This is a genomic window from Kitasatospora sp. NEAU-CNBT7 (assembly GCF_057220535.1).
In genome coordinates this window covers 130,527-156,010 of the sequence record NZ_JBXQQB010000017.1, presented here as the reverse complement: position 1 = coordinate 156,010, position 25,484 = coordinate 130,527, and the positions used below count along the sequence as shown (strand labels likewise).

Here is a 25,484-nt window from a genome sequence, read left to right as displayed (position 1 = left end):
AGGGGACGTCGGCCGGGCGGTCCGGCGGCGGGGCCACCTGGCACCTGATGCCCTCTCATCCCGTTCCCCGCCCACGGCGGATCGCACCCGCCCGGGCGGGGCCGTGCCGCCGTGCGACCGAGGCCACACCGTGTTGGCACGGGAGCCGTCCGCCGGGCCGTTAGAGTCGGGGCACGACAACTCCATCCGCCTCCCACCAGGGCAAAGGCCGTACCTGACGCGGTACCGGCCGAGCCGCCGCCGGCCCGTCAGGGCCCGTCGGCGGGCCTGAAGGGGGCGAGCGCCCCGGCGGCACCCCCGTCCGGCTCCGCCCGGGTCCGGGCGGCCCGGCCGGGCCGCTGCCACCGCCCACCGAAAGGCACCACCCCCCATGCCGACCGCCGCCCGTCCGGTCACCGCCGCCGTGGCCGCCCTGCTGCTCGCCGGCCTCGCCGCCGCGCCCGCACTGGCCGACACGCCGTCACCCTCGTCCGCCCCGGTGGCCGTGCCGGCCGGGCTGTACGGCAAGGGGGACCCGACCTACGACGGTGTCTGGCGCCAGTCGCTGGCCCTGCTCGCGCTCGCCGACGACCAGGTCGTGCCCGCCGACTCGGCGGTCTCCTGGCTCACCGGCCAGCAGTGCGCGGACGGCGGCTGGCCGTCGTACCGGGCCGACCCGGCCACCGCCTGCGACCCGGCCACCGAGGACAGCAACGCCACCGCCGTCGCCGTCCAGGCGCTGGTGCGGCTCGGCGGCCACCAGGACGCGGTCTCCAAGGGCACCCAGTGGCTCAAGACCGTCCAGAACGCGGACGGCACCTGGGCGTACAACCCGGGCGGCCCGGGCGACGCCAACTCCACCGCGCTGGCGGTCAACGCGCTGGTCGCGGCCGGCACCGACCCGGCCGGCACCGCCAAGGCCGGCAAGAGCGCCTACGACGGCCTCGCCGCGTTCCAGCTGGGCTGCGCCGCGCCCGCCGACCAGCGCGGCGCCTTCGCCTACCAGCCCGCCCCGGACGGCTCGCTGGCCCCGAACACGCTCGCCTCCGCCCAGGCCGCCCTGGCGGCCGCGGGCGGCAGCCTGCCGGTGGCGCCGCCCACCGGGACCGGCACCTCGCCCTCCCCCACGGCCCCCGCCTGCCCGGCCGGTTCCACCGCGGCGACCGTGCCGCACGCGGACGCGGCCGAGGCCGTCTCGGCGTACCTGACGGCCCAGCTGTCCGCGGGCGGCGACCACCTGGTGCAGAACACCCCCGGTGCCACCCCCGGCCCCGACTTCACCGCCACCTCCTGGGCCGTGCTCGGCCTGGTCCGCGCGGGCCACCCCGACCAGGCCGCCCCGGCCGCCAACTGGCTGGCCAAGAACGGCTACCCGTGGGCCGCCCAGGGCAAGGACGGAACCGACGCCGCGGCCGCCGCCACCCTGCTGCTGGCGGCGCACGCCGCCAAGGTCGACCCGTACGACTTCGACGGCCACAACCTGGTCCAGCTGCTGATCGACGCCGGGCCGGCCCCGCAGTCCGTACCCACCGCCACCAAGGCGCCGGGGGCGACCATCCCGAAGACCGACCCCGGGCTGTCGACCGGCTGGCTGATCGGGGTCGGCCTGCTGATCGGCGTCGGCGGCGGCCTGCTGATCAGCCTCAGCCGCCGCCGCGGCGCCCGGCACCTGAGCACCCACCACCACCCCGAGCACCCCCACACCGCGGAGGCGGCCACTGCGGAGGCGGCGCCGGCCGCACAGCCGTCCGCCGGGCAGCCGGCCGCGGAGCAGCCGGCCACCGGGCAGACGCCGGGCGAGCAGCCGGCCACCGGGCAGGCCGAGCCGCCGCAGGCGCCTGCGGAGCAGCCGCAGGCCGACGCCGGGCGGCCCGAGGACCACAAGGGCGGCCCGGACGACCGGGGCGGCCCGGGCGGCCAGGACGACCAGGGCGACCAGGGCGACCGAGGCGACAAGGGCGACGGGCCCAAGTGACCGGAGCCGTACGCCGGACGGCGGCGGGCCGCCCCGCCGCCGTCCTCGCCGGGCTGCTCGCCCTCGCCCTCGCCGTCCTGCTCGGCCTGGCCGCCGCCCCCGCCGAGGCGGCCGGGTACCGCTACTGGTCGTTCTGGAAGTGGTCCGGCGACGCCTGGGTGTACCAGCAGCAGGGCCCCACCACGTACGTCCCGCCGGACGGCGGTGTCGACGGCTGGCGGTTCGCAGACAGCCCGGACGGCGGCCAACAGGCCGCGCGGCCCGGCGGCACCGTGGACTTCGCCGCGGCCTGCGGGGCCACCGCCGCCGCGGCGGGCCGCAAGCGGGTCGCCGTGGTGCTGGACTTCGGCACCGCAGCGGACGCCCCGCCCGGCGCGCTCGACCCCGGGCAGTCCCCGCCCGCGCCGCGCACCGCCTGCGCGTCGGTGCCCTCCGGCGCGACCTCGGCCGAGGTGCTGGCCGCCGTGGCGCCGCCGCTGCGCTACGACTCCGCCGGCCTGCTGTGCGCCATCGCCGGGTACCCGCGGGCCGGCTGCGGCGAACCGGTGGCGGCCACCTCGAAGTCCTCCGGCGGCGGTGGCCCCTCGGTCGGCCTGATCGCCGGTGCGGCGCTGGTCCTGCTGCTCGGCGCGGGCGCCGTGGTGCAGGCCCGCCGCCGACACCACTGACCCTCCACCAGGATCCCCACCCCGTGCCCCGAACCCCGAAAACCGGAACACGTTCCACCATCGGCCCTCGCCTGCTCCACCCCGGCGCCTGGTGGCTCTGGGCCCTCGGCCTGGCCGCCGCCGCGTCCCGGACCACCAACCCGCTGCTGCTCCTGCTGATCGTCGCCGTGGCGGGGTACGTGGTGGCGGCCCGCCGCAGCGACGCCCCCTGGTCCCGTTCGTACGGCGCGTTCCTCAAGCTCGGCCTGCTGGTGGTCGCGATCCGGATGGTGTTCGCCGTGCTGCTCGGCTCACCCGTCCCCGGCAGCCACGTGCTCTTCACCCTCCCGCAACTGCCCCTGCCCGACTGGGCGCGCGGCGTGCGGATCGGCGGGCCGGTCACCCTGGAGGGCCTGCTGTTCGCCCTCTACGACGGCCTGAAGCTGGCCACCCTGCTGATCTGCGTCGGCGCGGCCAACTCGCTGGCCTCCCCGTCCCGGCTGCTGCGCTCCCTGCCCGGCGCGCTGTACGAGGCCGGGGTGGCCGTCGTGGTGGCGATGACCTTCGCCCCGAACCTGGTCGCCGACGTCCAGCGGCTGCGCGCCGCCCGCCGTCTGCGCGGGCGCGCCGACCGGGGGGTGCGGGCCGTGTTCAGCGTCGGACTGCCGGTGCTGGAGGGCGCCCTGGAACGGTCCGTCGCGCTGGCCGCCGCGATGGACACCCGGGGTTTCGGCCGCACCGCCGACGTCCCGCGCCACCTCTCCCGGGCCACCGCCGCGCTCACCGTGCTCGGCCTGCTCGGCGTCTGCGGCGCCTGCTACGGGCTGCTCGCCCCGGGCGGCGCCGGATGGGCGTTCCCCGTCCTGGTGCTCGGGCTCGCCGTCACCGGTGCGGGCCTGGCCCTGGGCAGCCGCCGGGCGGTGCGCACCCGCTACCGGCCCGACCCGTGGGCGCCGCCGGAGTGGCTGGTCAGCGCGAGCGGGGCGGCCGTCGCCGCGCTGACGATCTGGTTCTCCGGCCGCTACCCGGACGCGTTCACCCCGTCCGTGGTCCCGCTCGCCGCCCCCACCCTGCCCCTGCTGCCGGCCGCCGCGATCCTGCTCGGCCTGCTGCCCGCCGCCGTCGCGCCCGAACCGCCCCGGAGCACCCAGTGATCACCTTCGACCGGGTCTCGGTCCGCTACGCCGACTCCGCCGGATTCGCCCTGCACGGGGTCGACCTGACCGTCCCCGAGGGCGAACTGTGCCTGCTGGTCGGCCCGTCCGGCTCCGGCAAGTCCACCCTGCTGGGCACCGTCAGCGGCCTCGTCCCGCACTTCACCGGCGGCGAGCTGACCGGCCGGGTCACCGTCGACGGCCGCGACACCCGCGACCACCGCCCGCGTGAACTCGCCGACCTGGTCGGCACGGTCGGCCAGGACCCGCTCGCGCACTTCGTCACCGACACCGTCGAGGACGAACTCGCCTACGGCATGGAGTCGCTGGGCCTGGCCCCCGCCGTGATGCGGCGCCGGGTCGAGGAGACCCTCGACCTGCTGGGCCTGGCCGAGCTGCGCGGGCGCGCCCTGCGCTCGCTCTCCGGCGGCCAGCAGCAGCGGGTGGCGATCGGCTCGGTGCTGACCGTCCACCCCAAGGTGCTGGTGCTGGACGAGCCCACCTCCGCGCTCGACCCGGGCGCGGCCGAGGAGGTGCTCGCCGTGCTGCAGCGCCTGGTGCACGACCTCGGCACCACGGTGCTGCTGGCCGAACACCGGCTGGAGCGGGTCGTCCAGTACGCCGACCAGGTGCTGCTGCTGCCCGGCCGGGGCGAGCCGCCGGTCCTCGGCGAGCCCGCCGAGATCATGACCCACTCACCGGTGCACCCGCCGGTGGTCGCCCTCGGCCGGGCGGCCGGCTGGTCGCCGCTGCCGCTGTCGGTCCGCGACGCCCGCCGCAGGGCCGCCCCGCTGCGGACCCGGCTGGCCGGCCACTCCCCCGCCCCCACAGCGCCCGCCACCGGCGAACCGGTCGCCGAGACCGTCCGGCTGGCGGTCCGGCGCGGGCCGGTCGCGGCGCTGCGCGGCGTCGACCTCACGCTGCGGCCCGGCGAGATCACCGCGCTGATGGGCCGCAACGGCGCCGGCAAGTCCACCCTGCTGGGCAGCCTGGTCGGCCTGCACCGGCCCGGCTCGGGCACCGTCCGGGTCGGCGGCCTGGAACCGCACCGCACCGCACCCAAGCAGCTGGTCCGACGGATCGGGCTGGTCCCGCAGGACCCGCGCGACCTGCTGTTCGGCGAGAGCGTCGGCGCCGAGTGCGCCGCCGCCGACCAGGACGCGGACGCCGCCCCCGGCAGCTGCCGCGCCCTGGTCGCCCGGCTGCTGCCCGGCATCGACGACGCGCTGCACCCGCGCGACCTGTCCGAGGGCCAGCGGCTCACCCTCGCACTGGCGGTGGTGCTCACCGCCCGGCCGCCGGTGATCCTGCTGGACGAGCCCACCCGCGGCCTGGACTACGCCGCCAAGGGCCGGCTGGTCGAGGTGGTGCGCGAACTCGCGTCGGACGGCCACGCCGTCCTGCTCGCCACCCACGACGTCGAACTGGCGGCCGAACTGGCCCACCGTACGGTGGTGCTGGCCGAGGGCGAGATCGTCGCGGACGGACCGACGCCCGAGGTGGTGGTCGCCTCGCCGACCTTCGCCCCGCAGGTCGCCAAGGTGCTCGCGGTGCCCGGCTTCCTGACGGTCGGCCAGGTCACCGCGGCCCTGGCGGCGTCCTCGTGACCCGCCCGTCCGGCCGCCCCGCACCTGCCGACCGCCCCGCACCGTCCGGCCGTTCCGCTCCTGCCGACCGCCGGCTGCTGCTGGGACGCCCGGTCCCGCTCGGCCGGCGCTCGCTGGCCGTGCTCGGCCTGGTCTCGCTGATCGGCGTGGCCGGCTTCGGCTGGCCGCTGCTGGCTGCCACCGACTCCGCGCTGGTCGGCCACTCCACCGACGCGCCCTGGCTGTTCGCACTGCTGATGCCGCTGCTGCTGGGCGTGGTGCTGGCCCAGATCGCGGAGGGCCGGGAGGCCGGCGGCGGGCCCGGACTGGAGGCCAAGTCGGTGGCGCTGCTCGGGGTGCTGGCCGCCGCCGGGGCCGCGCTGCGGCCGCTCGGCGCGGGCACCGCGGGCCTGGAACCGATGTTCTTCCTGATGGTGCTGGCCGGACGGGCGCTCGGGCCCGGATTCGGCTTCGTGCTCGGCGCCGTCACGCTGTTCGCCTCCGCGCTGCTGACCGGCGGGGTCGGGCCCTGGCTGCCGTTCCAGATGCTCGCGATGGGCTGGGTCAGCCTCGGCGCCGGCCTGCTGCCAGGCGCCGCCACCCTGCGCGGACGCGCCGAACTCACCATGCTCGCCTGCTACGGGGCACTCGCCTCGATCGCGTACGGGACCGTGATGAACCTCCAGGGCTGGCCCTACATCGCCGGCCTCGGCAGCTCCGTCGCCTTCGTCCCCGGCGACCCGGTCACCGACAACCTGGTCCGGTTCGCGGTGTACTGCCTCACCACCTCGCTCGGCTGGGACCTGCCGCGCGCCGCCCTCACCGCCGTCCTGTGCCTGACCGTCGGCGGCCCGGTGCTGCGCGCCCTGCGGCGGGCCACCCGCCGGGCGGCGTTCGGCGCCCCGGTCGAGTTCCGCGAGAACGGCTGACGCCCGGCCCCGGCCGGGGGCCGGGGGCCGGGCGTCGGAGCGCGGGTCAGCCCTTCGGGCCCGCGGACTGCACCACCTCGAACGACCACAGCGTCGAGTCCGAGGCCGCCGGGCGCTTCGGCGCCTCGTCCGCCCCGGACGGCGGGCCCTGACGGTGCGCCGCCTGCATCGGCCCCTCCATCCACGCCTTGAAGTGCTCCTCGCTGGCCCACCGGGTGTAGACCAGGTACTGCTCGGTGCCCTCCACCGGCCGCAGCAGCTCGAACCACTCGAACCCGTCCGAGTTCTCCACCGCCCCGGCCCGCGCGGCGAACCGCTTCTCCAGCGTCTCCCGCATCTCCGCCGGGACCGTCAGCACATTGATCTTCACGATGCTCATGACCCCATCCTGCCCCACCCGCGGCGCCCGCCTGCGCGGCGCCGGGCCAAAATCGGGTGACCGGCGGGGGTGCGGCATGGCAGCGTCCGGGGCAGCGATCCACCGACCCGGAGGCAGCACCCATGACCGAGGACCGACCCGAGCGATCCGACCGACCCGAGCCGTCCGAGCGGTCCGCGCCGCCGTCCGGCGCGGTGGCCGCGCTCTTCTCGCACGGCCGGCTGACCGCGATCCCCCGCCGGGCCGCCCGGCGCGAGCAGCTGCTGGCCCACCTCACCGAGACCCTCTTCGAGCCCGGCCGCTCGTACACCGAGCAGGAGGTCAACGAGGCGCTGCGCACGGTGCACGACGACTGCTCGGCGCTGCGCCGCTACCTGGTGGAGGACGGCCGGCTGGAGCGTCCGCGCGACGGCAGCAGCTACCGCCGGACCGCCTGAGGCCGGGCAGCCGGCCGCGGTCAGGCGGCGGAGCCGCGGCCCGCTCGGGTCAACGCCCGCTCGGGTCAACGCCCGGTCAGCGTCAACGCCCGGGCCAGGCACGCGAACGCCGCGGTGCCGGCCAGCGCGCGGACCACGTTCCAGCGGACCCAGACCTGCTCGAAGTCGGCCCGCACGGCGGCGAGATCGATCCCGCCGCCCGGGTCGCCGGCCGCCGCGAGCCGGTTGTTGAGGGGCACGTTGACCGCCATCGTGACGACCAGCAGCACCGCGTAGAGCACCGTCGCGGCCAGCACCCACCACTGCGCCGGCCCGCCGCCGCCCCGGAACTGCAGCACCACCGCGGCGACCAGCAGCACCATCGCGCCGGCGAACGACAGCGCGAACCAGCCGTTCAGGATGGCCACGTTGATCCGCTGCATCGCCTCGACGAAGGTCCGGTCGTCCGCCCGTGCCAGGCCCGGCATGACCGAGCAGGCGTAGCTGTAGAAGAGTCCCGCGCTGAGCCCGGTGGCCACGGTGGCCGCGACCAGGGTCGCCGTTCGAAGTACCGTCATGCCCGCAAGTCAACCGCCGGGGCCACCGGGGCGGCCATGGCCGGAACGCTCGGCCGCATGCGTGCGCGTCCAGGCCGGTCCTAAGCTGGGCCCCGTGGACGCACTCGCCGCTCTGCTCGCGGGGCCGCGGGCCCAGGGCGCCTTCCTGTTGCGGTCCGTGTTCGATCCGCCGTGGTCGGTGCGGATCGAGGACGAGGCGCCGCTGACCGTACTGACGCCGGTGCGCGGCGAGGTCTGGGTGGTGCCCGACACGGGCCCGGCCGTCGAACTGCACCCCGGTGACCTGGCCATCGCGCGCGGCCCGCAGCCGTACACCGTGGCGGACCGGCCGGACCGCGCGCCGCGGGTGGTGATCCACCCGGGTCAGCGCTCGACCACCCCGGAGGGGGTGGAGCTGTGTGCGGACATGGACCTCGGGGTCCGGGCCTGGGGCGACGGCCCGGGCGGGTCGACGGTGCTGCTGAGCGGCACGTACCAGCTGCGCGGTGAGGTGAGCGGACGGCTGCTGCGGGCCCTCCCCCAGTTGCTGGTGCTGGACCGCGCGCAGTGGTCCTCGCCACTGGTGCCGCTGCTGGAGGAGGAGATCGGCCGGGACGGGCCCGGCCAGGACGTGGTGCTCGACCGGCTGCTCGACCTGCTGCTGAGCTCCGCGCTGCGGGCCTGGTTCGCCCGTCCCGAGGCACGGGCCCCCGGCTGGTACCGGGCGCAGGGCGACCCGGTGGTCGGCCGGGCGCTGGAGCTGCTGCACACCGATCCGGCCGCCGGCTGGACGGTGGCCGCTCTGGCCGGTGCCGCCGGGGTCTCCCGGGCCGCGCTGGCCCGGCGGTTCGCGGAGCTGGTGGGCGAGCCGCCGATGGCGTACCTGACCGGTCTGCGGCTCGCCCTCGCCGCGGACCTGCTGCGGGAGCCGGACGCCACCCTGGCGGCGGTCGCCCGGCGGGTCGGCTACGGCAGTGCGTTCGCGCTGAGCGCCGCCTTCAAGCGGGTGAACGGCGTCAGCCCGCAGCAGTTCAGGGCCGGCTGACGGACCGTCGGACCAGGCTGCTAGCCTCCGGCGGAGATCGACACCGTCCGGGGGGATGTCATGGGGGCGCGCACGGACAAGGGGCCGCGCACGGGTACGGGACGGCGCCCGGGCACGGGACGGCGCGCGGCGGCCGGGGCGGCCGCGGCCTGCTCGGTCCTGGCGCTCACGCTGTCCGGCTGCGGCGGCGGTCACCGGGCGCCGGACCCGTCGGCCACCGCCACGGCGCTGTCGCCGTACGAGAGCGTCGACCGGGCCGCGGAGGCCCTGCGGGCGGCGCAGTCGCTGACCGTGACGTACCTGGGGAAGGCCAGGGGCCGGGACGTCGAGATCCGGGTCTCGCTGGACCGCCACGGCGCGTGCGCCGGGCGCACCAGCGTGTCGGGCTCCGGCACCTACGAGTTCCTGGCGCTCGGTGACCGCCGCTGGATCAAGCCGGACAGCGGGTCCCTGCCGGCGCTCGGCGGCGGAGCGGGCGGCCGGGCGCTGCCCCCCGGCGTGGCCGGGCACTACCTGGCCGTCCCGCCGGGCGACCGGGAGCTCTGGCCCGCCTTCGCCCCGCTGTGCGACCTGGACCGGCTGCTGGCGCAGTACGGCGGCCTGTCCTCGAACCTCGGGGTGCTCACCCGGAGCGGCACCGACCGGATCGACGGCGCGCAGACCGTCAAGTACCACAGTGCGGCCGCCGTGGACTCGGACATCTACGTCGCCGCCGAGGGCACGCCGTACCCGGTGAAGATCGAGACGCTGACCGGCGACGGCGCGGGTACGGTCTGGTTCGGCGGCTTCGACCGGCCGGTCGAGGCGTCCGCGCCGCCGGCCGAGCTGGTGCTGGACCCCTCGAAGCTCCCCTCGACGGACTCCGCCTGACACCGGATCGACACCGATCGTTCACAACGTTCGTATCGTCATCAACCGGGACAATGACCGCCGGAGCGGGCGAACGAGCCTGTCCACACCCGGCAACCTCCTGCATAATCGGGCCCGTTCACACCCGACCCGAGGAGGACCGGCCCATGCCGGCAGAGCACTGCCACCGGTGCGGAGCGCCCCGTACCGCAGGCGGCTGCGCATGCGCCTCCCCGGTCGAGGAGACCGTGGTGCTCCCGCACATCGAGGGCCCGCCGCTGGTGCGGCCGTACGTTCCGGCGGCGGTCGGCCACGAACCACCGGCGGCGGCCGACCCGTTCGCCACCGAACTGCTGCCGCAGGCCCCGGCCCCGGGCGGCCCCGGGCACCCGGCTCAGGCCCGCGAGCACACTCAGCCGCACGCTCAGGCGCAGCCGCCCACCCGGATGCCGGCGCAGCAGGACCCGTACCGGTACGGCGGGAACCAGGAGACGGCGCTGCTGCCGCCGGTCCCGTCGGCGCCGCCCGCCGGGCCGGAGCCCGTCCACCGGTTCGGGCAGCCGCAGCAGGACCGGACCGGCCGGTCCGACCTCGGCTCGTACCAGGTCCTCGCCCCCGCCGGGGTGTCCGCGCCGGGCGGCCGGCGGGGCACCGCGGGCCGCCGCCGGGCCGTGGTGGTCGGTGCGGGGCTGGGCATCGTGGCGCTGGGCGCCGGGCTGGCGATGGCGCTCGCCCCCTCGGACGGCGGGAAGTCCTCGGACCAGGCGCTGCCGATGCCGAGCGCGTCCTCCCCCGAACAGGCCGCGCCCCCGGTGACCCCGAGCCCCTCGGCGTCCCCGAGCGCCTCCCCCAGCCAGAAGGCCTCGCCCTCGGCGAGTGCGTCCAGGGCGGCCACCAGCAAACCGCCGGCCAGCCCGTCCGCCACCGCGCCGAGCGTCCCGCCGAGCCCGACCGCCCCCGCGTCCCCGACGGCCTCGCCGAGCCCGAGCGCGCCCACCCCGACCATCACCGTCCGGGCGATGCTGCAGCAGGGCGACAAGGGCCCGGACGTCAGCGCCATGCAGCAGCGGCTGGCGGACGTCCTGTACTGGGCGTACGACGACTCGCTGGTCACCGGCACCTTCGACGGCCGCACCAAGCAGGCCGTCAGCTACTTCCAGTCCGTGTACGGGCAGAACATCCCGTCGAATGAGCGCGGCAAGTACGGCCCGGTGACCCGCGGTCAGCTGGAGGCGATGGGCTGATCCGGCCCGCCGGGCCGCCGGGGCGGGCCCCGGCGGGGGCGCGGCAAGGGTCAGCCGACCACGGCCCTGACCAGGCTGAACGCGCCCATCAGCAGCATCACACCGGCCGCCACCCGGATGATCACCCGCATCGGGACGTGCTTCAGCAGCTTCTGCCCGCCCAGGATGGCGATGCCGCTGACGGCGCACAGCGCGAGCCAGGCACCGAGGCCGACGGACAGCGGGTCGGCGTACTTGGCGGCCAGGTTGGCGGTCATGATCTGGGTGAGGTCGCCGAACTCGGCGACCGCGACCACCGCGAAGCTCGCCCCGGCCACCTTCCAGAAGCTGCCGGAGGACGGCTGCCTGGCCTCCTGGCCGTCGTCCTCCTCGTCCTTGTGCCGCAGCAGCATCGCCGCGCCGGCCAGGAAGAGCAGTCCGGTGACGCCCTCGACCCAGCGCTGCGGGAGCAGGGCGAGCAGGCTGCCGGCGGCCAGCGCCAGGCCGACCTGGAGGGCGAAGGCGGCGGCGATGCCCGCGAAGACGTAGGAGGCGCGGTACTTGGTCCCGAGGACCAGGCTGGCCAGCGCGGTCTTGTCGGGGAGTTCGGCGAGGAAGATGATGCCGAAGGTGACGGCGGCAACGGTCAGACTCATCGGGGTGTCGGTCGTCTCTCGGTCGGGCTGCCCGGCCGGAGAGCTCCGCGAGGGGACGCTTCGGCCCGACAGCACTGGAATGATCACAGGACTGCGGCCGAAGGTCTCGCCAACACCCCGGAGTGCGGGTGTCCCGGGCGCCGGGCCCGCGAGCGGGCCAGTATGTCGACGTTCCGGTGGAGGGCTACTCCCCTTCAACAGTCGCCCAGCCTACCCCACGGCCCCGACCGGATCCGGGGTGAGCCGGCCCCGCCCGACCAGTTCCAGCACCGCGACCACCGCGACCGACTCCACCAGGAGCAGTGCGACCAGCACGAACAGCTGCACCGCCCCGGCCTGGACCGGCGTCGCGCCGCCCAGCAGCATCCCGACGAACGCGCCGGGCAGGGTGACCAGCCCGACCGTCCTGGTCTGGTCGAGCGCCGGTACCAGCGAGGTCGCCGCGGCCGCCCGGCAGATCTCCAGCCGGGCGTCCCGGTCCTCGAAGCCCAGCGCGAGGGCCGCCTCCACCTCGCCGTGCCGGGTGCGCAGCTCGTCCATCGCCCGGCGGCCGGACAGCGAGGTGGCGCTCAGCGCGCCGCCGATCAGGATGCCCGCCACCGGGACCACCGCCAGGCCCCGGTGCGGCAGCAGCCCGGTGCCGAGCAGCAGCACCAGGACGGGCAGCACCCCGGCGGTGATCGGTACCGCCGCCCACGCCCAGTCCGGGCCCGCGGTGATCCGCCGGCCCGCGGTGCGCACCGCGACGCCGAGCATCAGCAGCACGAAGGCGGCGGTGGCCCACAGCGAGCCCACCACCCAGGCGATCACCAGGGCCACCGCGCCGAGCTGGAGCGCCGCCCGCAGCCCGGCCCGCAGCACCGCCCGGCCGTGGCCGAGCCGTCCCCATCCGGCGACGGCCACCGCCCCGGCCAGCAGGACCGCGCAGACCACCCCGAGCAGCGGGGTGACCGGTAGCAGCTGGGCCGGTGCCGCCACCGGTCAGATCCAGCTGGTGAACCACATCCGGTCCCGCCAGTCCGACATGGGGATCACCTCCGCCGTGTACAGGGGGTAGAAGAACAGGAAGCAGGCCATGACCGCCAGCACGACGGCCCCGGCGCCGGCCGCACCCCAGCGGCGGCGCACCGGCGAGGCACCGGGCGGGCCGAGCAGCGCGCCCAGCAGCTGCGCCACGGCCAGGCACAGGAACGGCACCAGCACCACCATGTAGAACGAGAAGGTGGTGCGGGCCTGGTACTGGAACCACGGCAGGTAGATGCCGGCGACGGCGGCCAGCACCGCGCCCGAGCGCCAGTCCCGCCGGAAGAACCACCGCCACAGCGCGTACACCAGGGCGAAGCAGGCGGCCCACCACAGCACCGGGGTGCCGAGGCCGAGGATCTGGCTGGCGCAGCCCTCGGGCGCGGTGCAGCCGCCCTGGCCCTGCGGGAGCTGCTGCCAGTACATCGACACCGGGCGGCCCTGGACCAGCCAGCTCCAGGCGTTGGACTGGTAGGAGTGCGGGTCGGAGAGGCCGGTGTTGAAGTCGTACATCTGCGCGTGGTAGTGCCACAGGCTGCGCAGCGGCGCGGGCACCCAGGTCATCGGGATCTGCGGCAGCGGGATGTCGACGACCGGGGTGCGGGGCATCGACAGACCGGCCCGGCCGTCCGCCCAGTGCCGGTCGTAGCCGCCGCCGGTGGCGAACCAGCCGGTCCAGCTCGCCAGGTAGACCACCAGCGCGGCACCGACCGCGGAGAGCAACCCCCACGGCGCGTCCCGGCGCAGCATCGAGCGCCAGGGGCGGTACGCCCCGGCCCGGCGGCGGCCCGCCTGGTCCCACAGCAGGGTGAGCACGGTGAACGCCAGCACGATGTACAGGCCGTTCCACTTCACCGCGCAGGTGCAGCCGAGCAGCACACCGGCGCCCAGCCGCCAGGGCCGCAGGCCGTGCCGGACCTGGTCGCCGGCCCGGCCGCCCTCGGCCCGGGCGGCGCGCAGCCGCTCCCGGGTGCGGTCCCGGTCGACCAGCAGGCAGCCGAAGGCGCCGAGCACGAAGAACATCTGCACGCCGTCCAGCAGCCCGACCCGGCTGAGCACGAACTGCAGGCCGTCCACCGACATCAGCAGCGCGGCGGTACAGCCGAGCAGGGTGGAGGAGAACAGCCGGCGGCCGATCCTGGCCAGCATCAGGACGGTGACCGTCCCGAGCAGCGCGACCATGACCCGCCAGCCGAAGGGGTGCAGCCCGAACACCCACTCGCCGAGCGAGACGACCCACTTGCCGAGCGGCGGGTGGGCGATGAACTCCGGGTCGGCGGAGAGCGGGATCCGCTGCGGCACGCCGAGGATCAGGTCGTTGGCGTCCTTGGGCCAGGTGCCCTCGTAGCCCTGCCGCAGCAGGGACCAGGCGTCCTTGGGGTAGTAGGTCTCGTCGAAGACGAAGGCGTTCGGCCTGCCGAGGTTCCAGAACCGCAGCAGCCCGGCGAACAGCGCCACCGCCAGCGGGCCGAGCCAGCCGGAGTACCGGACCGCCCACGGGGCCGGCCCGCCCGGGGCCGGGGCGGGAGCCTGGACGGGGGCAGGGGTGTCGGTGACTGCCGCGTGCGCCATGACCTCGCCGGTTCGATCGGTGGGTCCGGCTGACGGGGACGCCGGCCGGGCCTGACACTGTGTCGCCTCGGGGTGATCCTAGCCCGCCGGGGGCGGGCGGCCCGGTGATCCGCCGCCCGCGCGCGGGAAAGCGATTTCGCTTTGGGCGCCGCGTGCCGTAAGGTCGTGTTCACCGACGCGGGGTGGAGCAGCTCGGTAGCTCGCTGGGCTCATAACCCAGAGGTCGCAGGTTCAAATCCTGTCCCCGCTACTCAGTAGCACGAAGGCCCGGCAGACCAGTCTGCCGGGCCTTCGCCGTTCCCCGGCCCGGGCGGCCGGCGCGGCTTGACCCTCGACCTGGTCGAGGGCCCAGGGTTCCCGGTGTGGAGAGCGGCATGCGCAGTATCGGTGAGATGGCCCGGGACAGCGGGCTGAGCGTCAGCGCGCTGCGGTTCTACGACGGCGCCGGGGTGCTCTGCCCGGCCCGGGTGGACCCGCGCACGGGCTACCGCTGGTACGCGCCGCAGCAACTGCCCGACGCCCGGCTGCTGGCCCGGCTGCGCCGGGTCGGGATGCCGCTGGCCGACGTCCGGCGGGTGCTGGACGGCGGGCCGGAGGCGGCCGGACAGGCCGTCGAGGCCCACCTGCGCAGGCTCGAGGACGGCCTGGCGGACGCCCGCCGTGAACTCTCCGCGGTCCGGACCCTGATCGAGCTGAGGGAGACACCCGTGGGACAGATCCGCCTGACCGTACCCGCCGCCGCGCTGGCGGCCGCGCTGGACGCCGTACGCTTCGCCGCCGCGGCGGGCCGGGAGCACCCGGCGGTCGCCGGGGTGCTGTTCGAGACCGCCGGCGGGGTGCTGCGCCTGGTCGCCACCGACCGCTACCGGCTGGCGCTGTCGCAGGCCCCGGTGGCCGGGCAGGACGGGCCGGAGCTGAGCGTGATCGTGCCGACGGCACTGGCCGACGAGGTGCGCGCCCTGCTCGAGGGCTCCGCCGGGCCGGCCGGGCTGGTGCTGGACGGCGAGCAGCTGACCGTCACGGTGGACGGCCGCTCGGCGGGCGGGGCGCGGATCGACCAGGACTACCCGGACTACCGGGCGCTGGTGCGGCTGGAGACGACCCACCGGGTCGCGACGGACGCGGACCGGCTGCGCCGGGCGCTGGCCGAGGGGCCGGTACGGGCGGCCCGGCGCGGCCAGGACGGCGCGGACTACCCGGTGTCGGTGCTGGCGGTGGACGCCGGGGGTGCGCTGAGCGTGGCCGCGGACCCGGGCGGGGCCGCGGCGGGGGACCTGCGGGTGCTGGTCAACCGCGATTTCCTGCTCGAGGCGGTGGCGGCGGGCGGCCCCGGACAGCTGGTACTCGAGTTCGGCGGCCCGATCGCACCCCTCGCGATCCGCTTCGCGGACCGCGAGGGCACCTTCTCACTCCTGATGCCGACCGCCCCCTGACCCCCCGACCCGGGGGCCCCTCGGCCCCCGGCACCGCCGGCCGCCCCTTGCAGTCCCGTCCCCACCCGCTTCAGGCCGGAAGGCACCCCCGCCATCCGCCCAACAACACCCACGCCCCTCGCGGTCCCACCCCCGCCCGCGTCAGGCCGGAAGGCACCCCCGCCCCGGCACCGCCCCACGCCCCCTCGCGGTCCCGCCCCCACCCGCGTCAGGCCGGGACGATGTTGTGGTTGAGGTGGAAGGCGTTGTCCGGGTCGTACTCGCCCTTGACCGCCGCCAGCCTGCGGGCGTTGCGCTCGCCGAGCCCCGCGCGTCGGCGCTCCTCGCCCTCGTCCCCGATGAAGTTGAGGTAGACCGCGCCGACCGACCAGGGCCTGAGGTCCGTGCACACCGCGCGGGCCCAGGCCCGGCCGCGCTCGTCGTCGGCCGGGTCCTCCCACAGGCCGAAGGGGTGGACCGCCCAGGGCGCGGAGCGCCACGGCACCGGGAAGTCGTCGCGGCCTGCGGCCACCGCCCCGCCGAGCGGGAACAGCACGTGCTGGGACGGCGACGGCGTGACCATGTCCCGCGCTCGCGCGCAGAACAGGTCCGCCGCCTGGTCGGGGAAGCCTGCCAGGTACTCCGCCGACCAGTAGTTCCGGTACCCCGGGGGGTCGTCGAGCATGCACTGGACGTCCGCGTACGGCAGCTCGGCGATCACTTCGGCCCGGTGGCCGAGCCCGAGCAGCGGTTCGAACACCGGCTCGGCCTGGCCGAGGCCGCCGGTGTAGGTGAGCAGGACGCCGACGGCGAGCCGGCCGACCAGGTCGGACGGGACGAAGGGCTCCGGTGGCGCGGTGAGGTAGAGCAGGGCGCCGCCGACCTCGTCCGGGGCGTCGTCCAGGTAGTCGCGGTAGCGGCGCACCACCTCGGGCCCGGCCTCGGCGGGCCACAGCAGCAGGGCGATGGCGAAGGCGGGCAGCGGGTGCAGCCCGAAGGTGAACGAGGTGACCACGCCGAAGTTCCCGCCGCCGCCGTGCAGGGCCCAGAACAGCTCGGGGTGCTGCTGTTCGTCGGCACGGACCCGGCGGCTGTCCGCGGTGACCAGGTCGGCCGAGAGCAGGTTGTCGCACATCAGCCCGAACCTGCGTTCCAGCCAGCCGGAGCCGCCCCCCAGGGTGAGGCCGCCGACGCCGGTGGTGGAGGCGCGGCCGCCGGTGGTGGCGAGGCCGTACGGCTGGGTGGCCCGGTCGAGGTCGGCCATGGTGGCCCCGCCGCCGACCCGGGCGGTGCCGGCCCGCGGGTCGACCTGGACGGCGTTCATCCGGCGCAGGTCGACCACCAGCCCGCCCTCGGCGACGGCGGCACCGGTCACCCCGTGGCCGCCGCCGCGGACCGACAGCTCGAGCCCGTGCGAACGGGCGAAGGCCACGGCCGAGGCGACGTCACGGGGGTTCGCGCACTGCGCGATCACCGCCGGTCTGCGGTCGACCATGCCGTTGAAGACGGCCCGCGCCTCGTCGTAGCCGCTGTCGCCGGGCCCGATCACGTCCCCGAGCAGTCCGGACCGCAGGGCGGCCGGGCCACCGGAGTCGAGCACGTCGGAAGTCATGCTTCGCCCCTCTCCGGACGGGGACCACTCCGACGTTACCGAGCGTAGTCCCGTCCCGGGAGGGGCCGCACCCGGAGCGGGTGCGGCCCCGGATCCGGCCGGGACGGGCGTCCGCGGCCCCGGTCAGGCGGCGGTCTGCAGCTCCCGGACCGGCTGCTGAGCGACCGTCAGGACCCGGACGTTGTCCTGGGCCGGGGTGAGGTGCCCGCGCAGCCGGACCGACAGCGCGACGATCAGCAGGGTGCAGGCGGCCATCGCGGCCAGGTACAGCGGCCAGGTCCCGGAGCCGACCAGCAGCACGCCGACCGCGGGGCCGACCGCGACGGCGATCTGCTTCACCAGCGCGTACCCGGCGTTGTAGGTGCCGAGCAGCCGGCTCGGGGCCAGGTCGGCGACGATCGGGCCGAGGGTCGGCGCCAGCAGCGACTCGCCGACGCCGAACAGCGCGTAGATGGCGACGATGGCCACCGTGGCGGCCGCCGCCTCGGTCCGGATCAGCCCGGCCACCAGGGCCATCGCCCAGGCGGCCAGCCAGACCACGCCGGCCGCGGCCATCGCGGTGGTGCGGCGGCGGCGCTCGGTGATCCGCACCACGAACATCTGCAGCACCACGATGGTCAGCGCGTTGGCACCGATCGCCACGCCCAGGGTGGACGGCGCGGTGCCGACGGTGTCGGTGGCGAAGGCCGCCACACCGGACTCGAACTGCCCGTAGCAGGTGAAGAAGATCAGCCCGGCCAGCAGGCACAGCCGCAGCATCGCCTTGTCCCGGACCAGCGCGCGCAGGCCGGTGGGCGCGTCCCGGCGGACCGGCCCGCTCTCCTCTGCGGCGGCGGCCGGGATCCGGGCGGTGCCGGTGACGGCGGCCAGGCCCAGGAAGGTGAGCGCCTCGATGGTGAACAGCCGGGTCAGGCTGGCCGGGTCGGCGACGTCCACGATCTGCCCGCCGACCAGCGCGCCGATGCCCATGCCCAGGTTGACCAGGGTGAACTGGAGCGCGAACGCCCGGGCCCGGTCGGCCTTGGCCGAGCTGCGCACGATCATGGTGGCGAGGGCCGGCTGGCAGGTGGTGACACCGGCGCCGAACAGGAAGGACGCCACCAGCAGGGTCGGCGTGGTGGTGGCCTGCCCGAACGAGAAGGCGCCGACGGCGGCCAGCGCGGCACCGGCCAGCAGCACCGGGCGCGGCCCGTACCGGTCGATGCCGCGGCCGGTGAACGGCAGGACGGCCAGCGCGGCCAGCGCGAAGAGGGTGAACACCATCCCCGCGGCGAGCGAGCCGAGCCCGCGCACCTGGTCCACGTAGACGAACATGTACGGCATCGTGAAGCCGCTGCCGAACGCACTGAGCGCGTTGCCGATCTGGACGCGGCGCAGCGGGCCGCCCGCCCCGTACCGCTGCTGCCTCTGCTGCTTCACCGTGCCGGTCACCGTGCACACCCCTTCGCTTGAGACTTCGGACCTGTCGTGTTTAGGCCGGAAGATTTAAGAGCTAAACTTTAGGCCTGAACTCTAAGCATCGAAAGGTTGAGACGTCAAAGGCTTAACGACTGCAGGGTTGCGTGGGACAATGGTCCGCATGAGCGCACGCAGACCCGCGCCGCCGGACGACGGCGAGCTGGGCATCGCCGAGCAGGTGGCCGTCTACCAGCGGGAATTCCCGACCGTGGACCCCCAGGTGGAGACCATCGTGTCCACCCTCTCCCGGCTCGCCCGCAGGATGAACGTGGCCTACAGCCGGCAGCTGGCTGTGCTCGGAATCACGTCCGCCGAGTGGGAGGTGCTCAAGGCGCTGGTCATCTCCGGCAGCCCGTACCGGCTCGGACCCGGTGAGCTGGCCAAGCGGCTGGGGCTCACCCCGGCCGCGATGACCCACCGGATCGACCGCATGGTCACCGACGGCCTGGTCACCCGCGACCGGGACGAGACCAACCGGGTCCGGGTGATCATCGAGCTGACCGAGGACGGCCGCGACAAGTGGCTCGAGCTCATGCGGATGGCCGCCGTCTTCGAGGCCGACCTGCTCCAGGACATCACCCCCGAGGAGCGCCCCGCCCTGTCCGCCATGCTCGGCCGGATGCTCCGCCGCATCGAGGTGACCCAGCCGGACGCCCTCGGCCGCACCGAGGACCTGGACTGACCCCACGCAGACGCGGGCAATCTGGCCGTTCGCCCGGAAGCCGGGCCATGCGCCCGTTCCGTGACCCCGATGCGGCACGGGCGCGCCGGGGTCAGCCGGTCTTCACCCAGGCCTGACAGCCCTGCGTCTTGAACACGGCGTCGGTCTTCTTGATCGTGACCACCCCCTGGCCGGTGAGGTTGTCGTTGGCGAGGATCGACTCGAAGCCGCCGTCGCTGCTGCTGGCTCGCTCCCAGTAGCACAGACCGAGGCTGCCGGGACCACGTGTCTTGTAGGTACCCGGCTGGATGTCGACGCCGACCTGATAGGTCCCGCTGCCGGCGATCTGACCGTCGGGCTCGACAGCGGGAGTCTCGCCGTCTTCGGGCGCCGCGGTCACGGTGATGGTGGCTGTCGCTGTGACCGTCACGGCCGGGGCGGGTACGTGGATGGTCAGGGTGGGTTGCGGTCTGGGCGACGCACCGGCGACAGCAGCGCTGCCGCTGCTCGAACAGGCGGTCGCCCCGACGAGCAGAGCAATGGCGATCAGAGTGGTGCCGCGCATACAGAAGGCCCCCGGGGCAGTCGTCGTGAGGGCTGGACCGTACCGAGGCATCAGGGCGGCGCGCAGTCGCGTTGCCGAGCTGTGATTCGCCCATCAGATCGGGTCGAACGCCGAACTCGCCGCCGAGGCGGTAAGAGGCCCCTAGCCGAGCCACTGACAAGCAGTAATCACCAGAGCACCTCCCGTAACGACTTCGCAACTCCCCCACCGCGCGAACACGCATCCTGCGAGCGTGTCCGGGTCACCGCACCTGCAGGGAGCCGTCCGTGCGTCAGCAACGCTTCTTCACCCCCCAGCCACCCCAGTGGGGCACCCCACCTCCGCAGAAGCCCTCGTTGGCCGACTGGGTGAAGGCACACAAGGTGATCTCCGCCGGCGTCGGCGCGACCGTGATCGTGATCGCCGCAGGCCTCGCCGGAGGGCCCGGGCGGCAGCCGGCCGCCACGCCGGCGGGGGCGCAGGCCGCGACAGCGCCCCCGCCCGAGGCGGCAGCGTCTGCCTCCCCGGCCGCGGCCACCTCCGCTCCGGCGAACACGCGGACCGCAGACCTGCCGAACTTCGTCGGTATGGGCCTGCAGTCCGCGCAGGACAGGGCGCAGGCGGCCGGATTCTCCACGATGACCAGTCACGACGCTCTCGGCCGCGGCCGCATGCAGATCCTGGACCGGGACTGGAAAGTGTGCACCCAGTCACCCCCGGCCGGCCAGCAGTCCAGCAGTGCGACCGTCGACATGGGTGCGGTGAAGCTCGACGAACAGTGCCCGACACAGGATCAGGGTGCCCAGACACCGAAGGCCGGAACGACCACGCCGGACTTCAGGGGCAAGTCCGCAGCCGCGGTGCGAAACGTCCTCGACCGGTCGACCTCCCTCCAGGTGAAGGACCTGAAGGACAGTCGCATGGTGCTGGTCGAATCGAACTGGCAGGTGTGCACGCAGGACCCGAAGCCGGGTACCGACCTGAACGGGCAGCCGGTGTCGCTCGGCGTGGTCAAGTTCGAGGAGAAGTGCCCGTGAACGGGCTGCGCCCCGCCGCTGTCACGAGCGCCCACCTCCGCCGGGACACCGGACGCGCGAAGCGCCCGGCCGGGTCCCGGCCGGGCGCTCAGTTGCACGGTTGGTCAGTGGTTCAGCAGGCGCCGTTGTCGGTCCACACGCCCCACTGGCCGCTGAGCGTGGGGTCCTCGTTGGTGGTCCACCACTTGTTGGTGTAGTTGTGGCCCTTCCAGCTGACCTTGGTGCCGGCCGTGGCGTACACGGTGGCGGCGTTCCAGCTCGGCGCGGTGCAGGTGCCGGGCGTGGTCGGCGAGCTCGACGGGGACGCCGAGGTCGACGGCGAGGAGGACGGCGAGGCCGAGGTCGACGGGGAGGCCGAGGCGCTCGGCGAGGCCGAGGTGGCGGACGGCGAGGGGCTGCTCGGGGCCGCCGGGCAGTCGGCCGCGGAGCCGTTGGTGGCGGTCACCATCTTGTCGAACAGGGCCGTCTTGGTGCCCATGTCGTACAGCGAGAAGGCGAACGAGCCGCCGAGGCCGTTGCAGTGCGCGTAGTCGACCTTGGCCTGGATCGACTTGGCGTCCTCACCGCTCCAGAAGGTGGTGCCGTCGTAGAAGTAGGTGGCCTTCGCCTGGTCGTCCCAGAAGGTCCTGGCCGGGTTGTCGACGAAGCCCGCGAGCTCCTTGTACATCTGGATGCCGGGGACGCTGCCGGACATCGCCGCACCGGCGGCCGGACCGGTCGCGCTCTGGAACAGGCCGTTCTTGCCGTTGTTGGGCACGCCGGTCCAGCCGCGGTAGTAGAACGGGATCCCCATGTTGATCTTGTTGGCGGGGAAGCCGCCCGCGATGCCGTACTGCGGGTCGCCGACGGTCCAGGCCTTGATGGCGGCGTCGATCGAGTACTTGCCGGTGCCGCCCGGGATCGGCGTCATCGGGTCGTTCGGGCCGGAGTAGAGCGGCGCCTGGTGGTTGGTCGGGCCCTGCGCCTCCCAACCGCCGTGCATGTCGTAGGTCATGACGTCCAGGAAGGTCAGGTACTGGCCGACCTTGTCCGTCTCGATGTTCTTGATCTTGTCCTGGCCGGCGCCGACCGCCGCGGCGAGCGCGTACGTCTTGTGGTCGGCCGCGCCCTGGGCGTCGAGCTGGGTGCGGAACTCGGCCAGCAGCTTGGTGAAGTTCTGCTTGTCGCTCGCGCTCTCGTGGTTGCCGAGGTGGCCGCCGCCGCCCGGGTACTCCCAGTCGATGTCGATGCCGTCGAAGATCCCGGCCGCCGAGCCGGCGCCGCCGTACCCCGCGTCGACGGGCAGGTTGCCCTTGATGAACATGTCGAGGCAGGAGGAGACCAGCTTCTTGCGCGAGGCGTCGGTGGCGGCCGCGTCGGAGAAGTACTTGGAGTAGGTCCAGCCGCCGATCGACAGCAGCACCTTGAGGTTGGGGTTCTTCGCCTTCAGCTTCTTCAGCTGGTTGAAGTTGCCCGCGATGGGCTGGCCCCAGGCGTCCGCCACCCCGTCGACCGAGATGTCCGCGCCGAAGCTCTTCTGGTAGTCCGCGAACGCGTCCGCCGCGCCGTCACCGGCGCTGGGGTTGTTCTCGTCCTGGGAGGCGGCCTTGGTCGCCTCGAAACACGACAGCGTGGTCGGGTTGATGTTGGCGAAGTCGTAGATCAGGTAGTCCAGCTTCCCGGCCACGCCGGTGTCCTGGATGGTCTTCGGGTAGTACGCGTTGCCGTAGATCGACCACTGGTCGAAGTAGGCGACCTTGATGCCGCCGCTGGTCGCGGGGGCGCCGGTGGAGTTGGTCGGCGCGGCCTGGGCGGTGGCGCCCGAGGTCAGGGCGAGGGCGGTGCCGAGGAGGGCGGAGGCGGCGGTGCCGGCCACCAGAGCCGTCAGGCTCTTGGACCGCCGCCGGCCCTGCGGCCGGGGGGCGGGAACGGAACGATGCATGGCTGCGTGACTCCTGGTCGTGGGGGATCCCGCCACGCCCCGCGGGTGCGACGCTCCGGGGTGGGGCCGTGGCGTCAGGGGCATGACAGTGGAATCGAGCGGGGCCTTCGTACTGCGTCAACGGGTGGAGCGGATGGAGCGGATGGAGCGGGTCGAGCCGGTGGACGGGCGCCCGGATAAGCCGAACCGGCGCCGGAGGTCCAGGACCTCCGGCGCCGGCCCAGGGGCTCCCTGCACCTGGCCATAAAAATGGACTAGACCAACTCCGCCGTCAAGACCACCACTTGCCCCTTGAGCCGCCCTTAAGGTTGGGCACCCCCGGGACCGCGTGCCGGGTCAGCGCCGGGTCAGTACCGCAGCGCGGAGGCGACCTCCGCCTTGACCGTCCCCGACAGCGTCCGGTTGGTGGTCGCGGTCGCCTGCGCGGTACCGCCGGCCGTCACCTCCGGCACGTTCACCAGCACCACGTCCAGCAGGTTGCCGCTGGCGTCGTTGAAGTTGACCTGCACCGTGTACTGGTAGCCCTGGGAGCCGGTGTTCTTCACGGTGATCGGCACCTGCAGGTGGCCGTCGGAGGCCGAGGTGACCGAGCCGAGCGAGATGTCGCTCTTCGCGTCCAGCCCGCCCTTGACGCTGGAGAGCGCCGAGGACGCGGCCGCCGCCGCCGAGGACACGGCGGAACCCGCCGCCGAGGCCGCCGCGGAGCCCGCGCCGGAGGCGAGGCTCTGGGCCGCCGACCCGGCGGCCGAGGCGGCCGCCGACAGTCCGGACTGCAGCGCCGAGGACACCGTCGGCGACGGGCTCGTGCTCGAGGAGCAGGCCGACAGTGCGGCTCCGCCCACCAGCGCGGCCACCACCGCCACCGCCGTCACCGCGGCCCGGCGCCCTGACCCGCTCCCACGACCCGGCACGATCCGACGCTCCATGACCACTCCTCACTCGGCTGGCCCCCGCCCACCACCCTTGGCCCGCCCCCCGCCACCGGCCACCCGGCAGAGCGGTTCGGGTGAGCGGTTCGGGTGAGCGACGGCCACCCCGGACCGGCACACCCCGGGCCGCCCGGGTCCCGCGGGCGCATACCATGACGCGGACGGCCGGGGCGGCCCGGCAGGCGACGGAAGAGGTACCGCGGTGGCGCGCAAGCTCGGCGAGCTGGAGGCGGAGATCATGGACCGGCTCTGGGGCTGGGGCCGCCCGGCCACCGTCCGCGAGGTCGTGGACGACCTCAACCTGCACCGTCCGGTCGCGTACACCACGGTGCTCACCGTCGCCGACATCCTGCACACCAAGGGCCTGCTGAGCCGGGAGAAGTCCGGCCGGGCCTGGGTCTACGCGCCCACCCGCAGCCGCGAGTCCTACACCGCCGAGCTGATGCGCGAGGCCCTCGGCGGCACCCCGGACACCCCCGCCGCGCTGGCCCGGTTCGTCGAGCAGATCTCCCCCGCGGAGCTCGCCGCGCTGCGCCGGGCGCTGGCCGGCCTGACGGAGAGCGGGCCCGGCGCGGACGGGCCCGGCGCGGATGGCCCCGGTACGGGCGGGCCCGCGGGCGGCGGCGCCGGAGCCCGGCCGTGACCGCCGCCCTGCTGCTGGCCGCCTGGGCCGTCACCGTCGCGGCCGTGCTGCCGCGGCGGCTGGCCGGCGCCGCCTGGACCCGGCGGGCGCCGGTGCTCGGCGTGCTGGCCTGGCAGGCGCTCGGGGTGTCGGCCGTCGCCGCGGTCGCGCTGGGCGTCCGGCAGCTGGTCGACCCCGCTCCGCACCACCACGACCGGCTGCTGCACCTGTGCGGCCTGTCCGCCCCGGCCGAGACGGTGTCCCGGCTGGCGCTCGCGGCGGCGCTGGCGGTCGTCCTGGTGCCGGCCGCGCTGTTCGCCCGGCGGCTGGCGGCGGCCGCCCGCGGACGCGCCCGGCACCGGACCCTGCTCGACCTGGCCGGCCGACGCGACCTGGTCCCCGGCGCCCTGGTGCTGGAGCACCCGGCGCCCACCGTCTACTGCCTGCCCGGGCGCCGGCGGCGGGTGGTGGTCAGCCGGGGCGCCCTGGACGCGCTGACCCCCGAGCAGCTGGCCGCCGCCCTCGCCCACGAACAGGGCCACCTGACCGGCCGCCACCACCTGGCGGCCTGCGCGGCCGAGGCCTTCGCCCGCAGCTTCGCCCCGCTGCCGCTCGGCCGGCTGGTCGAGGAGGAGACCCGGGCCCTGCTGGAGATGGCCGCCGACGACCGGGCGCTGCGCGGGCACTCCGTCCGGGCGCTGGCCGGCGCGATGAGTGTGGTCGCGGCCGGTCCGGCACCGTCCACCGCACTCACCGCCGGACACCACGCGCTGGCCCGGGCCGGCCGGCTGGCCGCCCGGCAGCCGCGCCCGCCGCGCACGCTGGTCGTGCTCGGTGTGGCGGCGGCCGCACTGACGGCCGGGGTGCCGCCGGTACTGGCCTGCCTGCCGCACCTGCTCTGAGCCGCCCGCGCCGCCCCGTCCGACCGCCGGTCGGCTCAACTCCCCGGGTCCGGGGGCCGGTCCGCGTACGCCTTGAGCGCCGACAGCAGCGACCCCAGGCCGAGCAGCAGCAGGACGACACCCAGCCAGATGGCGGCCGGGGTCGCGGCGTGCTGCTGCTCGGCGACCGAGGAGTAGTTGCCCGGTGGGGGCGCGCCGGTAGCGGTGATCACCCGCCCCGCGACCGGGCCGCAGAAGTCGTCGGTCCCCATCGGCTCGCCGTGGCAGGTGACCGGGCCGTCGTCGGGCAGGCCCAGGAAGAGGCAGACACCGCCGACCGAGATCAGCACCAGCGCGCCGACCAGCTCACCGGCGCGGTCCTCGGTCGGTGCCACGGCCCGCCTCCCCCGCATCGCC

Annotated in this window: 25 protein-coding genes and 1 tRNA gene; 15 read left to right on the top strand and 11 right to left on the bottom strand. The window is 75.2% G+C overall.

Annotated elements, in window-relative coordinates:
* The first annotated feature begins 370 nt into the window (after positions 1 to 370).
* Genes AC2TEW_RS22575 through AC2TEW_RS22555 form a run of 5 tightly spaced genes read left to right on the top strand, consistent with a single transcriptional unit; the run spans position 371 to position 6,270 of the window.
* Complete coding sequence (locus AC2TEW_RS22575; protein WP_484625140.1) at positions 371 to 1,954, top strand: SCO2321 family membrane protein; 1,584 nt, start codon at positions 371 to 373, stop codon at positions 1,952 to 1,954.
* Positions 1,951 to 2,622 (top strand): SCO2322 family protein, encoded by a 672-nt coding sequence (locus AC2TEW_RS22570; RefSeq protein WP_484625139.1) that lies wholly within the window; start codon positions 1,951 to 1,953, stop codon positions 2,620 to 2,622. The genes AC2TEW_RS22575 and AC2TEW_RS22570 overlap by 4 nt, the downstream gene beginning before the upstream one ends.
* A 23-nt stretch (positions 2,623 to 2,645) precedes the next feature.
* Positions 2,646 to 3,755, top strand: a complete 1,110-nt coding sequence (locus AC2TEW_RS22565) for a CbiQ family ECF transporter T component (RefSeq protein ID WP_484625138.1) — start codon at positions 2,646 to 2,648, stop codon at positions 3,753 to 3,755.
* On the top strand, positions 3,752 to 5,362 hold the full coding sequence (locus AC2TEW_RS22560) for an ABC transporter ATP-binding protein (protein WP_484625137.1): 1,611 nt from the start codon (positions 3,752 to 3,754) through the stop codon (positions 5,360 to 5,362). The genes AC2TEW_RS22565 and AC2TEW_RS22560 overlap by 4 nt, the downstream gene beginning before the upstream one ends.
* Complete coding sequence (locus tag AC2TEW_RS22555; RefSeq protein WP_484625136.1) at positions 5,359 to 6,270, top strand: ECF transporter S component; 912 nt, start codon at positions 5,359 to 5,361, stop codon at positions 6,268 to 6,270. Before AC2TEW_RS22560 ends, AC2TEW_RS22555 begins: the two co-directional genes overlap by 4 nt.
* A 46-nt stretch (positions 6,271 to 6,316) precedes the next feature.
* On the opposite strand, the gene AC2TEW_RS22550 is transcribed toward AC2TEW_RS22555, so the two are convergent.
* Positions 6,317 to 6,649, bottom strand: coding sequence for an antibiotic biosynthesis monooxygenase family protein (locus AC2TEW_RS22550; protein WP_484625135.1), 333 nt, complete (start codon positions 6,647 to 6,649; stop codon positions 6,317 to 6,319).
* Between the two features lie 122 nt (positions 6,650 to 6,771).
* On the opposite strand from AC2TEW_RS22550, the gene AC2TEW_RS22545 reads away from it, so the two are divergent.
* Entirely contained in the window at positions 6,772 to 7,086 is a 315-nt protein-coding gene (locus AC2TEW_RS22545; RefSeq protein WP_484625134.1) for a DUF2087 domain-containing protein, read from the top strand.
* A gap of 65 nt (positions 7,087 to 7,151) precedes the next feature.
* On the opposite strand, the gene AC2TEW_RS22540 is transcribed toward AC2TEW_RS22545, so the two are convergent.
* On the bottom strand, positions 7,152 to 7,643 hold the full coding sequence (locus AC2TEW_RS22540; RefSeq protein ID WP_484625133.1) for an anthrone oxygenase family protein: 492 nt from the start codon (positions 7,641 to 7,643) through the stop codon (positions 7,152 to 7,154).
* A gap of 94 nt (positions 7,644 to 7,737) precedes the next feature.
* Here AC2TEW_RS22540 and AC2TEW_RS22535 point away from each other — a divergent pair, with 94 nt between their 5' ends.
* The 3 genes from AC2TEW_RS22535 (at position 7,738) to AC2TEW_RS22525 (ending at position 10,760) form a co-directional block, all read left to right on the top strand.
* Positions 7,738 to 8,667, top strand: coding sequence for an AraC family transcriptional regulator (locus AC2TEW_RS22535; protein WP_484625132.1), 930 nt, complete (start codon positions 7,738 to 7,740; stop codon positions 8,665 to 8,667).
* A gap of 60 nt (positions 8,668 to 8,727) precedes the next feature.
* Complete coding sequence (locus tag AC2TEW_RS22530; RefSeq protein ID WP_484625131.1) at positions 8,728 to 9,537, top strand: hypothetical protein; 810 nt, start codon at positions 8,728 to 8,730, stop codon at positions 9,535 to 9,537.
* Positions 9,538 to 9,683: 146 nt separating this feature from the next.
* Entirely contained in the window at positions 9,684 to 10,760 is a 1,077-nt protein-coding gene (locus tag AC2TEW_RS22525) for a peptidoglycan-binding domain-containing protein (RefSeq protein WP_484625130.1), read from the top strand.
* Positions 10,761 to 10,810: 50 nt separating this feature from the next.
* Here the strand turns inward: AC2TEW_RS22525 and AC2TEW_RS22520 are convergent, their stop codons facing one another.
* The 3 genes from AC2TEW_RS22520 to AC2TEW_RS22510 form a co-directional block, all read right to left on the bottom strand.
* Positions 10,811 to 11,395: a TMEM165/GDT1 family protein gene (locus AC2TEW_RS22520; protein ID WP_484625129.1), complete on the bottom strand. Its 585-nt coding sequence runs from the start codon at positions 11,393 to 11,395 to the stop codon at positions 10,811 to 10,813.
* A gap of 210 nt (positions 11,396 to 11,605) precedes the next feature.
* A complete protein-coding gene (locus AC2TEW_RS22515; RefSeq protein WP_484625128.1) occupies positions 11,606 to 12,373 on the bottom strand; it encodes an ABC transporter permease in 768 nt (255 codons plus the stop codon).
* A gap of 3 nt (positions 12,374 to 12,376) precedes the next feature.
* Positions 12,377 to 13,990, bottom strand: coding sequence for a dolichyl-phosphate-mannose--protein mannosyltransferase (locus AC2TEW_RS22510; protein ID WP_484625127.1), 1,614 nt, complete (start codon positions 13,988 to 13,990; stop codon positions 12,377 to 12,379).
* A gap of 176 nt (positions 13,991 to 14,166) precedes the next feature.
* On the opposite strand from AC2TEW_RS22510, the gene AC2TEW_RS22505 reads away from it, so the two are divergent.
* Positions 14,167 to 14,240: transfer RNA gene (locus tag AC2TEW_RS22505), tRNA-Met, on the top strand.
* Positions 14,241 to 14,364: 124 nt separating this feature from the next.
* Positions 14,365 to 15,423, top strand: coding sequence for a DNA polymerase III subunit beta family protein (locus tag AC2TEW_RS22500; protein ID WP_484625126.1), 1,059 nt, complete (start codon positions 14,365 to 14,367; stop codon positions 15,421 to 15,423).
* Between the two features lie 208 nt (positions 15,424 to 15,631).
* On the opposite strand, the gene AC2TEW_RS22495 is transcribed toward AC2TEW_RS22500, so the two are convergent.
* Together AC2TEW_RS22495 and AC2TEW_RS22490 are read right to left on the bottom strand one after the other, a co-directional pair.
* Positions 15,632 to 17,014, bottom strand: a complete 1,383-nt coding sequence (locus AC2TEW_RS22495; RefSeq protein WP_484625125.1) for an FAD-binding oxidoreductase — start codon at positions 17,012 to 17,014, stop codon at positions 15,632 to 15,634.
* A 123-nt stretch (positions 17,015 to 17,137) separates the two neighbouring features.
* A complete protein-coding gene (locus AC2TEW_RS22490) occupies positions 17,138 to 18,433 on the bottom strand; it encodes an MFS transporter (protein ID WP_484625124.1) in 1,296 nt (431 codons plus the stop codon).
* Positions 18,434 to 18,593: 160 nt separating this feature from the next.
* Here AC2TEW_RS22490 and AC2TEW_RS22485 point away from each other — a divergent pair, with 160 nt between their 5' ends.
* Positions 18,594 to 19,154, top strand: coding sequence for a MarR family winged helix-turn-helix transcriptional regulator (locus AC2TEW_RS22485; RefSeq protein ID WP_033822500.1), 561 nt, complete (start codon positions 18,594 to 18,596; stop codon positions 19,152 to 19,154).
* Between the two features lie 91 nt (positions 19,155 to 19,245).
* On the opposite strand, the gene AC2TEW_RS22480 is transcribed toward AC2TEW_RS22485, so the two are convergent.
* Positions 19,246 to 19,698 carry an Rv1352/Rv1906c domain-containing protein gene (locus AC2TEW_RS22480; protein WP_484625123.1) on the bottom strand — a complete coding sequence of 151 codons (453 nt, stop codon included), beginning with the start codon at positions 19,696 to 19,698 and terminating at the stop codon, positions 19,246 to 19,248.
* A 335-nt stretch (positions 19,699 to 20,033) separates the two neighbouring features.
* Between AC2TEW_RS22480 and AC2TEW_RS22475 the strand changes: the two genes are divergently transcribed.
* On the top strand, positions 20,034 to 20,714 hold the full coding sequence (locus AC2TEW_RS22475) for a hypothetical protein (protein WP_484625122.1): 681 nt from the start codon (positions 20,034 to 20,036) through the stop codon (positions 20,712 to 20,714).
* 112 nt (positions 20,715 to 20,826) lie between these two features.
* Here AC2TEW_RS22475 and AC2TEW_RS22470 read toward each other — a convergent pair whose 3' ends face one another.
* On the bottom strand, positions 20,827 to 22,635 hold the full coding sequence (locus tag AC2TEW_RS22470; protein ID WP_484625121.1) for a glycosyl hydrolase family 18 protein: 1,809 nt from the start codon (positions 22,633 to 22,635) through the stop codon (positions 20,827 to 20,829).
* A 347-nt stretch (positions 22,636 to 22,982) separates the two neighbouring features.
* Entirely contained in the window at positions 22,983 to 23,561 is a 579-nt protein-coding gene (locus AC2TEW_RS22465) for a hypothetical protein (protein ID WP_484625120.1), read from the bottom strand.
* A 205-nt stretch (positions 23,562 to 23,766) separates the two neighbouring features.
* Here AC2TEW_RS22465 and AC2TEW_RS22460 point away from each other — a divergent pair, with 205 nt between their 5' ends.
* Both AC2TEW_RS22460 and AC2TEW_RS22455 read left to right on the top strand, forming a co-directional pair.
* Positions 23,767 to 24,207, top strand: a complete 441-nt coding sequence (locus tag AC2TEW_RS22460) for a BlaI/MecI/CopY family transcriptional regulator (RefSeq protein WP_484625119.1) — start codon at positions 23,767 to 23,769, stop codon at positions 24,205 to 24,207.
* Positions 24,204 to 25,088 (top strand): M48 family metalloprotease, encoded by an 885-nt coding sequence (locus AC2TEW_RS22455; protein ID WP_484625118.1) that lies wholly within the window; start codon positions 24,204 to 24,206, stop codon positions 25,086 to 25,088. The genes AC2TEW_RS22460 and AC2TEW_RS22455 overlap by 4 nt, the downstream gene beginning before the upstream one ends.
* A 35-nt stretch (positions 25,089 to 25,123) precedes the next feature.
* On the opposite strand, the gene AC2TEW_RS22450 is transcribed toward AC2TEW_RS22455, so the two are convergent.
* A complete protein-coding gene (locus AC2TEW_RS22450; RefSeq protein ID WP_484625117.1) occupies positions 25,124 to 25,462 on the bottom strand; it encodes a hypothetical protein in 339 nt (112 codons plus the stop codon).
* Positions 25,463 to 25,484: the final 22 nt, after the last annotated feature.